Origin of the sequence: Pseudomonas sp. PS02303, assembly GCF_029959925.1 — a bacterium.
Lineage (GTDB): Bacteria > Pseudomonadota > Gammaproteobacteria > Pseudomonadales > Pseudomonadaceae > Aquipseudomonas > Aquipseudomonas mandelii.
Genome location: NZ_JASCOM010000055.1, coordinates 20601 through 32584, shown reverse-complemented (window position 1 = coordinate 32584; position 11984 = coordinate 20601). Strand labels below are relative to the sequence as shown.

At 61.4% G+C, this 11984-nt stretch carries 12 protein-coding genes; 4 read left to right on the top strand and 8 right to left on the bottom strand.

From position 1 onward, the window contains the following. Positions 1–270: 270 nt before the first annotated feature. Positions 271–1053 carry a response regulator transcription factor gene (locus QMX98_RS15080; RefSeq protein WP_083377247.1) on the bottom strand — a complete coding sequence of 261 codons (783 nt, stop codon included), beginning with the start codon at positions 1051–1053 and terminating at the stop codon, positions 271–273. A 124-nt stretch (positions 1054–1177) separates the two neighbouring features. Beyond that, on the bottom strand, positions 1178–1648 hold the full coding sequence (locus tag QMX98_RS15075) for an A24 family peptidase (protein ID WP_077748982.1): 471 nt from the start codon (positions 1646–1648) through the stop codon (positions 1178–1180). A gap of 75 nt (positions 1649–1723) precedes the next feature. Here QMX98_RS15075 and QMX98_RS15070 point away from each other — a divergent pair, with 75 nt between their 5' ends. Further along, positions 1724–2164 carry a TadE/TadG family type IV pilus assembly protein gene (locus QMX98_RS15070; RefSeq protein WP_010463843.1) on the top strand — a complete coding sequence of 147 codons (441 nt, stop codon included), beginning with the start codon at positions 1724–1726 and terminating at the stop codon, positions 2162–2164. Continuing rightward, positions 2161–4920: a PAS domain-containing protein gene (locus QMX98_RS15065; protein WP_282410980.1), complete on the top strand. Its 2760-nt coding sequence runs from the start codon at positions 2161–2163 to the stop codon at positions 4918–4920. The genes QMX98_RS15070 and QMX98_RS15065 overlap by 4 nt, the downstream gene beginning before the upstream one ends. On the opposite strand, the gene QMX98_RS15060 is transcribed toward QMX98_RS15065, so the two are convergent. The 5 genes from QMX98_RS15060 to QMX98_RS15040 form a co-directional block, all read right to left on the bottom strand. Next, positions 4890–6731 (bottom strand): pilus assembly protein TadG-related protein, encoded by a 1842-nt coding sequence (locus QMX98_RS15060; RefSeq protein ID WP_282410979.1) that lies wholly within the window; start codon positions 6729–6731, stop codon positions 4890–4892. The two genes, QMX98_RS15065 and QMX98_RS15060, sit on opposite strands and share 31 nt — an antisense overlap. A 141-nt stretch (positions 6732–6872) precedes the next feature. Beyond that, the gene (locus QMX98_RS15055) at positions 6873–7430 is read right to left on the bottom strand and encodes a DUF4136 domain-containing protein (protein ID WP_010463848.1); all 558 of its coding nucleotides are present in this window, start codon (positions 7428–7430) and stop codon (positions 6873–6875) included. Between the two features lie 54 nt (positions 7431–7484). Further along, positions 7485–8102, bottom strand: coding sequence for a DUF4136 domain-containing protein (locus QMX98_RS15050; protein WP_282410978.1), 618 nt, complete (start codon positions 8100–8102; stop codon positions 7485–7487). A gap of 12 nt (positions 8103–8114) precedes the next feature. Next, positions 8115–8864, bottom strand: coding sequence for a methyltransferase domain-containing protein (locus QMX98_RS15045; RefSeq protein ID WP_282410977.1), 750 nt, complete (start codon positions 8862–8864; stop codon positions 8115–8117). Further along, the gene (locus tag QMX98_RS15040) at positions 8864–9166 is read right to left on the bottom strand and encodes a MazG-like family protein (protein ID WP_010463855.1); all 303 of its coding nucleotides are present in this window, start codon (positions 9164–9166) and stop codon (positions 8864–8866) included. Before QMX98_RS15040 ends, QMX98_RS15045 begins: the two co-directional genes overlap by 1 nt. Positions 9167–9401: 235 nt before the next feature. Between QMX98_RS15040 and QMX98_RS15035 the strand changes: the two genes are divergently transcribed. Both QMX98_RS15035 and QMX98_RS15030 read left to right on the top strand, forming a co-directional pair. Then, on the top strand, positions 9402–9695 hold the full coding sequence (locus QMX98_RS15035) for a hypothetical protein (protein WP_010463857.1): 294 nt from the start codon (positions 9402–9404) through the stop codon (positions 9693–9695). A 63-nt stretch (positions 9696–9758) separates the two neighbouring features. After that, on the top strand, positions 9759–11108 hold the full coding sequence (locus tag QMX98_RS15030; protein ID WP_083375133.1) for an MATE family efflux transporter: 1350 nt from the start codon (positions 9759–9761) through the stop codon (positions 11106–11108). Here QMX98_RS15030 and QMX98_RS15025 read toward each other — a convergent pair. Beyond that, complete coding sequence (locus tag QMX98_RS15025; RefSeq protein WP_077748978.1) at positions 11102–11977, bottom strand: alpha/beta hydrolase; 876 nt, start codon at positions 11975–11977, stop codon at positions 11102–11104. The two genes, QMX98_RS15030 and QMX98_RS15025, sit on opposite strands and share 7 nt — an antisense overlap. Positions 11978–11984 lie beyond the last annotated feature (7 nt).

Here is an 11984-nt window from a genome sequence, read left to right as displayed (position 1 = left end):
CACGCTGCATGTAGGTCGTCGCGAAGCAGACCGGAGGGCAGTGTCCCCGGATGGATACCGGAGCGAAGGTACGCCGAGCCTTAGCGAGGGGCCGGACGCTTGGGGCGAGACTTTTTGGTTCCTTTTGGCTGGGCCGGCACTCCGGGCGTTTGACAAAAGGGACTCGCCGTAAGGGCGAAACCGCCAGCCGCCGTTACCGCAAAAATGGATATGCACACAACCACCAAGAACATGGTCGGCCCAAAGGCCGCCAAAAGCGACCCACCACACTCAGTGAGCCGTAACCCGCTGGCGCATCCCGGAGTTACCGGGCGACAACGCCAACGCCAATTGCGTCCGATTATGCATATGCGTCAACCGCAACACCTGCGACACATACAACTTCACCGTGTTCTCGGTAATCCCCAACTCACAGGCAATCTGATAATTGGTCTGCCCCTTCCCCACCAACCGCGCCACATCCAGCTGCCGGGGCGACAACTGATTGAAAATCGCCGGGATCTCCACCCGATCCACATCACTGACATCAGCCCCGGAAGAATCCGCCCCCTGCGGACCACGCCGCACCTTATCCAGATCCTGATACAAATCATCGATCGACTCAGTCAGGTACTGCAGCTTCTGATTCAAATGCCCCAACTGCAGGTTCTTCTGCCGATCTTGCAACGCCACCTCTTGTCGCTGAACCCCTTCGAGCAACTCATCGAGATCAATCGGCTTCTGGTAATAATCGGCAATCCCTGCCCGCAAGGCCTTGATCACATCCTGCTTGTCCGCACGCCCAGTCAGCATGATCGCCTCGAAGGCCCGGTGCTTGCCGGACATCCGCTGCAACTCCTTCACCAGCTCAATCCCGTCCATGTCAGGCATATGCAAATCACACAGCACCAGGCCGATTTGCAGGTCCTCGCCGTAACGGGAAATGGCTTGCTTGCCCGATTCACAGGGAACGCAGCGATAGCCGCTCGCCTCCAGAAACTCGCAAAGTTCTTCAACAATCAACGCCTGATCATCAACCACGAGGACTTTTACTGCCGAGGTGAATTTGTTCACGCGCCACTCCATGCTCGGTCTACAGCTGACCGTTCCTGTACGAAAGCCACTGGCCGTACGACTATCAATCTGAAAAGTAGACGCACTTTCCGACTATGTACATAGGGGGGATGGAACAACATGACTAGCGAATCCAAAGCAGGGCCAATGAAAAACCCATCAGCACGAACGGCGCAAATGGCTGCTTTTTTGACAGCCCAGGGCCTAAATATCGAAGACGCTCCCTAACCCGTTGACTCATATGAGGCCATACTTTTGGCGCGAGCAGCAGCCAGCACACGCTGGCCAGCGCGGCCCCGACAAAGCTGCCCAGCAGATGCATTCCGTCCGTCGCCAAACCCAAGGCTGTCATTAATTTCACATCCCCGGCGCCCAATCGCCTCAGCGCGTAACCGGGCAACGTGAAGGCCAGTGCCAGAAAAGCAGCCCAGCCGCCCTGCGCCCCTTCTGCCCCCAGCCAAGTGGTGTCGGTCCATAGCAGAAACGCCAACGCCAACACCCCCGCGCCAAGGGTCAACGAGTTGGCAATGTGCTTTTCACGGGCATCCTGCGCTGCGCAAAGCGTCAGCCAGATCAGTAGGACAAAAGTTTGCATTGCGTAAAAAAAGTCCCTTTTGGCTGAATGATTCTATGCTGATATTACGCAGTGACAGTCAGGGTAGACGCAGTCATGAATTCGAGCCTCCCCCGCCAGCAAAAAGGCGCCGTAGCGATTGAGTTCGCCTTGGTGTTCGTGATTTTTTTCGCTGTGTTTTACGCCATTGTCAGTTACAGCCTGCCGCTGTTGCTGATGCAGTCGTTCAACCAGTCGACCGCCGAAGCGGTGCGGCGCAGCGTAGCGGTGGACCCGGGCACGCCCGGTTACGCCGCCAACGTCCAAGCCACAGCCTCAGCCGAACTGACCCGGCAACTGGCGTGGATTCCCGCCGCACTGAACTTCAATGTCGCCACCGATTCGACCATCACCTTCGTCGGCGGCATGCTCAAGGTCAACATCGATTACCCCACCACCAAACTCAACCAGGTGCTGCCGTTTCTGGTGCTGCCGGGCATCGGCGCGGTGCCTAACCTGCCGACGACCCTCTCGGCCAGTTCGAGCCTGCAATTTTGAATTCCGGGGAAAAACTCTTCGGGCGCCTGCTCAACCGCCAATCGCCACCACCTCAGGTTGCGCCGGACACCCTGAGCGTGCCGAGTGTCGGCTTGCAGGTGCACCTGGATGGCGAAGGCCGGGTGCTGCACCTGACCGGCCCATTGCGCCATACGCTCGCCCCGCAACGGCTCTCCACACAGGCACCACCGCTGCTCGATTACCTGATGCCCCACAGCAGCCTGGTCATCGAAGGTATCCCCGCCGACTGGCAAGGCCAAATCCTCGACCTGGACTTTCACAGCGTCAGCGGGCACCCACTGCACCTGCGCGGCTGGGTCCTTCCACTGGCGGACAACTGGCTGTTGCAGTTGCTGGACATCAGCGATGTGTTGGTTGAACGTCGGCAATCGTGCCGCCGCGAACAGAACCAGCTTCTCGCGGCCAGGATCAGCGAACAGTTGCGCCTGTGCAGCCTCACCCGTCTGCCCGATGTGTTGCAGGAGCAGCTTCAGGTATTGGCTCAGCGCTTTCACATTCCGTGCATTGCGGTGGCGCTGCTTGATGAGCAGGAACAGGGCTGGCAAATCCATCAGTATTACGCGGCCTTCGATGCACCGATGCTGTGGCAGAACGGACAGCGCCTGGGTTCCGGGCTCGACAGCCTGAACGGTTCTTTTCCGCAACACCTGACACGTGGCGAGCACCCGCGTTTGCAAGAAACCTTCGGGCATGCCGAAGGACTTGCAGTGCCCTATTACGATGCTCACGGCGTGGCCACCTGGTTACTCTGCGGTTTTTACACCGCGCAGCAGCGGGCGCCCGAATTGAACGATGGCGACTGGTTGCAGCTCACCGCCGCCCTCGCCAGCCCCCTGCTGGAACGCTTGCGCGAGCATCGGCATCATTTGCAGCTGGAGCGCCTGGCGTCGCTGCAAGCGCTACTCGGCACCGGTTGGTGGGAAGTGTTCAGCGACAGCGCCGAAATGCAACTGGCCCCTTCGCTGGCCAGCTCGCTGAACCTGGCGAGCCCCCGCCTGACGCTCGGCGAATGGCTCGATCACGTGCACCCTGCCGACCGCGAAGAACTGCGCAGCCGCCTTCACGCCCTGGAGGACGCCGGCACCCCGTTGCTGCTCTGCGTGCGCTGGCACTGTGAGCAAGCGCCCGTCTGGTATCGGCTGCAAGGCCAGGCCATTGGCATGGGTAAAAACCGCCGACTGGTGGGCTTCATGCTCGACATCAGCGACATCAAAAACCAGGAACAGAACGCCGCCACCGCCCATGCCAGACTGGACAACCTGATCGCCTGCTCGCCGGCCGTGATTTACGTGCAGCGCTATGTTGAAGGCGCGCTCTTGCCGACGTTTTTCAGCGCCAGCCTGCTGCCGTTGCTAGGCCTGACACTCGCCGATTGCACCGCAGGAACCTTGATAGAAAGGGTGCATCCAGAAGACCGCGAGCACTATTTCGAGCGCACCCGACGGCTGCTGCGTGAAGGCACGGTGCGCGCCCGTTACCGGTTGCGCGACAGCCGCGGCGAGTACCACTGGCTGCTTGACGAAGCCAAGGTGTTGCGCGACGACCTCGGCCTGCCGGTGGAAGCTGTCGGCTTGTGGCTGGACGTCACCGAAGCGACCCTCGCCACCGAGCAGGTGAAACAGAGCGAAGAGCGCTATCGAATCCTGGTGGAGGACTCCCCGGCGATGATCTGCCGCTATCGCCCGGACCTGACCCTGACCTTCGGCAACCGGCCGCTGGCGACGTATCTGGAATGTCAGCCCGATCAACTGCCCGGCGTGAACCTGGGCCACTGGATGTCGGACGATCAGCGCCAGGCATTCGTGCTGCGACTCAGCCAACTGACGCCGCAAGCCCCGGTCAGTACCGCCGAAATCTATCTGCAACTGCCGGGGCGGGAACACGCCTGGTGGGTCTGGTCGGACCGCGGCGTGTTCGACGCCGAGGGTCGCTTGCTGGAAGTGCAGGCAGTCGGCCGCGACAACACCGAAGTCCGCCGCTCGCAGCAGCAACTCACCCAGAGCGCGAAAATGGCCACCCTCGGCGAAATGGCCACGGGACTCGCTCACGAAATCAATCAGCCGCTGAACGTGATGCGCATGGCCATCGTCAATGTGCTCAAACGCTTGAACAATGGCGACGTGCAGATCGATTACTTGAAAGACAAGCTCAACCGCATCGATTCACAGGTCCAGCGCGCCGCCCGGGTGGTTGATCATATGCGCGTGTTTGGCCGGCGCTCGGACATCGAGCAGCAACCGTTCAACCCGGCCGACGCGATCGAAGGCACGCTGTCGCTGCTCGCCGAAGGCATGCGCGGCAAAGGGGTTGAATTGCGCATCGGCGAGATTGGTTTTGCCGTGCAGGTCCGCGGCTTTATCGACCAGTTGGAGCAAGTGCTGATCAACCTGATGGTCAACGCCCGGGATGCGCTGCTGAGCAAACGCGAAGCCGACCGTGAGTTCAATCCGTGGATTGCGCTATACGCCGAACGGGATGAGCGATGCGTGCGGATATGGGTCGAGGACAACGGTGGCGGGATAGATCCGAGGTTGATGGAGAAGGTTTTCGAGCCGTTTTTCACCACTAAACCGGTGGGCATCGGCACCGGGCTGGGGTTGTCGGTGAGTTACGGCATCATCGAGAACATGGAGGGGCGGCTGAGTGTGCGTAACTCGGAGCAGGGTGCGCTGTTTTGCATTGAGTTGCCGGTGGTCCCGGTGGATCAGATCACCAGCGCCGGCCGCCCGGAGTAACAACTGAGGTTGGCACCGACCTGGATTTTCCCGACCTCGATTCCCAGGGTTTTCACAAGCGTGTCGAGCAGGTTATCCAGCAGCGGACCGAGGATTGATTCAAGTGTCGTCTTCAGCAACAACATCACGCCATTGAGCAGTGTTTTCAATAATTCGAAGGTCGCGGCCAACAGGAAGTTGGGCGTGAATGACGGCGCGTGGACGATCAGGTTCACGTCATTGACGGTTTGCGACAATCCGGAAACCGCGCTGGTAGCAGTCAAGGTGTATGGCGGATCCGACGGGGCCAAACCGACTTTCGGCGGGTTGATGAACGTCGAGGTGGCATTGGCCGGCAGCACGGGACTGTAAATTTGCAGCTCAGCGCCACCGCCGGAAAAGGGTACGCCCGCTTTGCGGATATCGAGCAGGGTGACCGGCGTGACCGTCAGGGGCACGGACGATGAATCCCAGTCCGAATTGACCCGTCCGACACGCAATTCAGCCACGGTGGTCGTGGTGTTCACGGTCAGGCTTTTATTGATTTCGCTGGGGCAGGTGTAATCGGTGACGTAACTGTTGCCGCCACCGGCTTCCAGGCTGACGTCCAGGTTGGGGCTGGGCAACACGTACAAGTCGAGCCCGAGCAGCCCGGTGACCACGGACAAAGTCCCCGTCACCGCGCCAAGCAGACCGGTGACCAATGACAAATCCAATGTCACCAGCACCCGGACTTGAGCGGTGCGCACATAGATTCGATTGGCGCCCAAGGGCGCCATTTTTGCCAGTGCGGGATTGCCCACCGCCGACCACTGCGGGGGTTCGATGACTTTGATCTTTGCGCTGGCCCCGACGCCAAGCCCCAGCAGATTCACCGGAATGGTGCCTGCCACGGCGCTCTTGCTGTTGCCGAGTTCGATAAAGGCCTGCACCAGTTGAAGCGCGTTCACGTTGGCGTTCAGGCCCGCAGACGTGGTGCCTGTCTGCAGTTTCAACAGGTCCCCCAAATGCACTTTGAGCGGGCTGACGACCGCGATGGCCAAGCTGTCGAAACCGGCCTGCACGTCCGCCGTCGCCCCATTGAGTCGCGCCACCGTGGCAGCAGCCTGAAGTAACTGGCCCACGGTGGCATCAGCACCGAGCAGCCCCGTGTAATCGCCTGCCGTGACCTGCAGGTCAATGGCCAACTGGTCCATGTATTTAAGCAAGTTGATGTCGGCGCCCAACAGCCCGTTCCAACTCGCGACAGGCAGGTTGATGGACGCTCCCGCGAGCGCGGAAAGGAAGCCGTTCAACAAATTGACGTCGACCAGGGTGCTGCGAATGGTCAGTTGGGCGACCGGCGGCCCCGGCAGCCCAGCCACCGCAGTGGCGCTGAGGGTGATGGTCGAGTTGGCGGGTGCGCCCCCGAACATTGCGCCGATTCCACCGACGAGACTTTGCGGCACCCCATGGCTGACGATCACGCGGACGGCTTCGCTTTTGCTCGGGTCAACGCCGAAAACCCGAAGGTTGTTGGCGCCGACGGTCAGCGCACCACAGGCAACGGCCAGTGTGCGATCCGCGCCGGGCACGGTGAAATTATTGCGTTGGGCGCTGGCAGTGGCGTAGATGAGCGCGGTTGTACCGACGCCGCAGTCACCGCCACGGGTGGCGGCTTCGAGCGCGGCCATGTCAGCGACGCGCTGCAGGTTGCGCTTTTCCAGGTAGAGCCGGCCGCTGTCGATCACCACCAGCAGGAACACCAGCGCCAATGCGAATGTCAGCGCCGCCATCAAGCCTATCGCCCCCCGTTGCCGGGACGGGCCGCAAAATTGCAAGCGTGGAGACATCATGCACTCCTTTGCCGGTGAACCGTCGGGGGGTTACCTCCATGGAAAAACAGTGTAGACAACGCTGGGCAAGGCTGCTGGCAACAAGCCACCCCACAACCGTTTGTGGGAGCGGGCTTGTGTTTCAGGCTGGGTGGATGGTCAGTGCGGTGGATAGTTGGCGAGGATTCGTGCGACGGTTTCGCGTATCGCATTGCTGCGATCAGCGGGGTTCGTCGTGCGGCTGAGCAGTTGCTCATCACTGCCACGCCACACTAGTTTGCCGTCCTTGCCATCGAGCAAATCGATCTGGATGGTCGCCACTTTGTAACTGACGCTGCGGGTTTCGTTGTACATCGGCGCGCCCCAGTAGCCATTCCATGGATTACCCCAACCGCCGCCATAGTTGGTGGTCACCTGTTGCTGGCGTTCTTCGACGATCAGGTAAGTCTGGACGTCCAAATTACCCTTGCTGCCAGCGGCGGCCGGGCGCAGGCCACGCTGATCCAGTTGATCGGCCACCGATTGACGAATGCGCTGTTCGGTCAGGTCGCTCTTGATCCGTGGGTCGTCGGGGCGATATTGCAGTGCAGGTTCTTTCCAGCTCCAGGTGCGATAGGCGGCGAAGTCGCGGCTGGCATCGAAGTCATTATTGACCTGGTTGGCGGCGCAGGCACTGAGCAGCGCGGCCACAGCCAGTAAAGCGAAACGACGGATCATGATGGTTCTCCGGTTGAAGACATGAACCTGTGAACGCCCTCTCAACGTGAGAAGTTAACTGGGAGGATACGCCGACATGGCCTTTTCCACAGCCTCACGTATCGCATCGGCACGCTCACTCTGACTGCCCCGACTGCCGGTTTCGGCGCTGGCACTCCACACTGGCTGGCCTGTGCCCGCGTCGAACAGATCCACTCGCACCACCACGACCTGTTCCTGATACGTGCGCACGATCGGCACCGTGTTGTACATGCCATAACCGGTGCCGTAGCGGTTGTAGCCGCCATAACCACCGCCGTAATAACCGTAGTCGTCCCGAACCTGGCGCAACCGGGTTTCCAGGTGCAGATCGGCGCTGACAAACAGGTCGGCCGGGCGGGTGTTGTCGTGCAGCGGACGCAGGCCGCGCTGATCGAGGGCGTTGCTGACCGCTTCGGCGACCTGGGCCGAGTCTGCCCAGGCGCTGCCCGGTGGCAGCTGCCCGTTGAGCCAGGCCCAGCTGCGGTAACGCCCATAGTCACGCGGCGGTGCCGGGTAGGCGCTGCGGTCGAAGGTGTTGGCCGCCTGAGCCGGTGCCGGCGGCAAGGGCTTGGAGGTCGCCACATAGGGATTGCTGCCCTGGCAGGCCGCCAACCCGAGACAGATCACCAGTAACCCTGAACGACTTTTCATGTTGCGCTCCGATCAGACCGGCCGACAGATCCAGTGCAAATAGCGCCCAAGCCCGGCAAAGCTCGGGTGACGGCGGTGGGCCAGCTCCATTTCGAGCAAGTCCACGAGTTCGGCGCGGGCCTGGAATTCCACTGGCATGTAGTCGTGGAAAACCCGCACCCCACTCTGGCTTTCGACCTGCCACAGGCCCTCAAGTTGCGCCGCCAGTTCGCGCGGATCGAGAGGTTGCTGCGGGGTCAGGCTCTGCTTCTCGCCGGCCATGTCGTTCTTGCGCATCTTGCGGAAATGGCCTTTGAGCAGGTTGCGGTAGATCAGCGCGTCGCGGTTGTAGAAGGCCAGGGAGAGCCAGCCGTCCTGTTTGGTCAGTTGATGCAGCACCGGCAGGATGGCATGGGGTTCGGCAAGCCATTCCAGCACGGCATGGCACAGCACCAGGTCATAGGGCTCGGTGAGCTGGCCGAGCAATTCCTGCCACGGTGCCTGAATGAACGTGGCGCTCTGCCCGGCGTCGGCGAACCGCTGGCGGGCGCCTTCGATCATCGGTTCGGCGGGTTCGGCAAGCGTGACGTCATGGCCACGCTGGGCCAGCCACAACGACATGTGGCCCAGGCCCGCGCCGATATCCAACACGCGCAGCGGCCGGTCCGGCAGGGTTTCGGCCAGGTCGGCCTGAAGCACCGCCAGGCGGATCGCACCTTTCGCCCCGCCGTAGATTTTTTCGGCAAACCGGGTCGCCAGTTGATCGAAATGACGATCGCTCATCAGCTGAACCTCTTTTCGCTGTCAGCGAGTTTGTTGCGTACCACTTCATTCATGTCCAGCCCCAACTCGCTGCACAGCAGCAATAGATAGAGGACGATGTCACCCACTTCCTGCCCGGCGTGGGCCAGTTTGTCCGCCGGCAACTGGCGCGACTGGTCTTCGGTCAGCCACTGGAAAATCTCCACCAGCTCGGACATTTCCACGCTCGCGGCCATGGCCAGGTTTTTCGGGCTGTGAAATTGCCGCCAGTCGTTGCGGTCACGGATGGCGTGCAGGCGTTCGGTCAGTTCAACAAGGTTCATCGGGCTCTCCTGAAGGCGTATAGCTTCGGGGGGATGACCGGGGATGGCAAGTGGGCAGTTGAATGTGAGAGCGCGGACTTAATCCAGCCCGGATGTTGACTGACAAAACGCCATCGCGAGCAAGCTCGCTCCCACAGGGTCGATGCAACGCTCTATGCTTGTGGGGAACTCGGCACCGTAATCCATGGCCCAAGTCCGGCAAGCACGCCACCACTTACATCAGGACGTTCACGACATGCAGGTAGAAAGTTTCTTCGAATGGCTCGGCCAGGCACTCGGTTCGGTCATCCGGTTTATCGTTGATGGCCTCAGCGGCTTGTTCAACCTGCTGAGCCATGCCGGCAGCAATTTTGTCGAAGGCTTGTCCCGGGCACTGGGCATGGACACATCGATCATCAGCATCATTGCGCTGATCCTGGGGCTGATGCTGTTGTGGTCGGCGATCCGGGCGTTCATGAATGCGTCGATCATCATGGGGATTATCTGGTTGGTGTTGGGCCTTTGGCTGCTGAGCTGGATCATCCACTGACACCGCCGCTCCCACATTAGTACGACACCTCCCGCTACAATGCCCGCTCCTCAAGGAGCCTGCATGTCCAACCTGATTGCCGACTGGCGCGACCGCCCTACCCATCGTCGGGTCTGGGCGCTGGCTGCGCCGATGATTCTTTCGAACATTTCCGTTCCGCTGGTGGCACTGGTCGACAGTACCGTCATCGGCCACCTGCCCCACGCCCATCAGTTGGGCGCCGTCGCGGTCGGGGCCAGCCTGTATACCTTTCTGGCCTGGGGCATGGGCTTTCTGCGCATGGGCACCACCGGTTTTGCCGCCCAGGCCGCCGGGCGCGGGGATGGCGCGGCGTTGCGGCAGATTTTGTTGCAGGGCTTGTTGCTGGCGATGGGACTGGCGATTGTCTTGGGCGCATTGGGCGTTCCGTTGAGCGGCGTCGCGCTGCACTTCATGCAACCCTCCGCCGAGCTTGACCAACTCACCCGCGAATTTTTCCATACAAGGCTATTCGGCCTGCCGGCGGCGCTGGCCAGTTATGCGCTGGTCGGCTGGTTCCTGGGCACCCAGAACGCCCGGGCCCCGCTGGCGATTCTACTGAGCACCAACCTGGTGAACATCGCGCTGAACCTGTGGTTCGTGCTCGGACTGGATTGGGGCGTGGTCGGTGCAGCCCGGGCGTCGGTGATCGCCGAATGGACCGGGGCCCTGATCGGCCTGTTCATGACCCGCAAAGCCCTGCGCGCTTATCCCGGCCACATCGCCTGGGCCGCGCTGGCGCTGTGGCAGAGCTGGCGGCCACTGCTGGCCGTCAACCGCGACATTTTCATCCGCAGCCTGGCGTTGCAATCGGTGTTTTTCCTGATCACCGTGCAGGGCGCACGGCTCGGTGATGCCACCGTCGCCGCCAACGCCCTGCTGCTCAACGGCTTGCTGCTGACGGCCCACGCGCTGGACGGTCTGGCCCATGCCGTGGAAGCCCTGTGCGGGCATGCCATCGGCGCGCGCGATCGAGAGGCGCTGCGTCGCTCATTGGTGGTCGCCTGCGGCTGGTCGTTGCTGGCGAGCCTGGGTTTTGCCGTGCTGTTCGCCTTCGCCGGGCATTTGTTCATTGAGATGCAGACCGACATCCAGAGTGTGCGCGACACCGCGTTTATCTACCTGCCCTACCTCGCCGCGCTGCCGCTGATTGCCGTGTGGAGTTACCTGCTCGACGGACTGTTCATCGGCGCCACGCGGGCCCGGGAAATGCGCAACGGCATGCTGCTGACGGTCGTTCTGCTGCTGCCGTTCGCCTGGGCACTGCAAGGTTTTGGCAACCATGGGCTGTGGATAACGTTCCTGTTGTTCATGTTGCTGCGCAGCCTGACCCTCGGTGCTTTCGCCTGGTACTTGCGCAAGAACGACGGCTGGTTCGCGGGCAAGGTTTACTGAGTCGGCGTGGCTCTGATGAAGGCGCTGACCTCATCCAGCACCGGCGCCAAACCCCGCATGGGCCGAGACAGTGTCGCCACCAGCGTGGCGTGGCCGGTGCGGGCGAAATAGAAGTCCTGAACCGGCACTCCGGCCTGGCGCAGCTTGCGCGCCAGGCCGCCAGTGTTACGCGTCGGGTTGACCAGATCGTCGTCGCGCGAAGCCATCAACAACGCCGGCGGCGCGCCTCGACTGACGTGATTGATCGGTTGCGACTGCGGCGGAGAATCCGGCCAGAAAAACACGGGCCGCACGTCCGGATTCTGGATGGGCAGAAAATCATAAGGCCCGGCCAGACCGATCCAGCCGCGCAGATCGTGCGGCGACATCCCCACGGCCCCCAGCAAACCGGGGTCCAACGCCAGCATCGCGACGTTATAGGCCCCGGAGCTGTGGCCCATCAGGTACAACCGTTGCGGGTCACCGGAAAACCTGTGGATGTGATCGTGAGTCCAGGCCACGGCTTTAGCGCCATCCTCCAGGAACAAGGGATAGCGTACCTGTGGATACAGTCGATAGTCCGCCAGCACCGCAACCACTCCGCGCGACGCCAGCGCCTCGCCGACAAAAGAGTAATCACTGCGTGAACCGCTGTTCCAGCTGCCGCCGTAGAAAAACACCACCACCGGGGCATTCTCCAGAGGGTGACGAGGCACATACACATCGAGTTTCTGCCGCGGATCATCGCCATAGGCAATCCCTTCGGTCTTGTCGAACGTGCTGTCGGGGGTCAGCGCATTGAGCATTTTCAGCGGTGAACACGCCGTTATCACGGTCAGCAAACAAATGCCCATGGTCAGGCCGAACAGCCAGCGCGTTGTGCTCGCCATCAATGTC

Coding starts and splice junctions, on each gene's coding strand:
- QMX98_RS15075 (WP_077748982.1), bottom strand. CDS start 1,648: ATGCAAACTTTTGTCCTACTGATCTGGCTGACGCTTTGCGCAGCGCAG.
- QMX98_RS15070 (WP_010463843.1), top strand. CDS start 1,724: ATGAATTCGAGCCTCCCCCGCCAGCAAAAAGGCGCCGTAGCGATTGAG.
- QMX98_RS15060 (WP_282410979.1), bottom strand. CDS start 6,731: ATGTCTCCACGCTTGCAATTTTGCGGCCCGTCCCGGCAACGGGGGGCG.
- QMX98_RS15055 (WP_010463848.1), bottom strand. CDS start 7,430: ATGATCCGTCGTTTCGCTTTACTGGCTGTGGCCGCGCTGCTCAGTGCC.
- QMX98_RS15050 (WP_282410978.1), bottom strand. CDS start 8,102: ATGAAAAGTCGTTCAGGGTTACTGGTGATCTGTCTCGGGTTGGCGGCC.
- QMX98_RS15045 (WP_282410977.1), bottom strand. CDS start 8,864: ATGAGCGATCGTCATTTCGATCAACTGGCGACCCGGTTTGCCGAAAAA.
- QMX98_RS15040 (WP_010463855.1), bottom strand. CDS start 9,166: ATGAACCTTGTTGAACTGACCGAACGCCTGCACGCCATCCGTGACCGC.
- QMX98_RS15035 (WP_010463857.1), top strand. CDS start 9,402: ATGCAGGTAGAAAGTTTCTTCGAATGGCTCGGCCAGGCACTCGGTTCG.
- QMX98_RS15030 (WP_083375133.1), top strand. CDS start 9,759: ATGTCCAACCTGATTGCCGACTGGCGCGACCGCCCTACCCATCGTCGG.
- QMX98_RS15025 (WP_077748978.1), bottom strand. CDS start 11,977: ATGGCGAGCACAACGCGCTGGCTGTTCGGCCTGACCATGGGCATTTGT.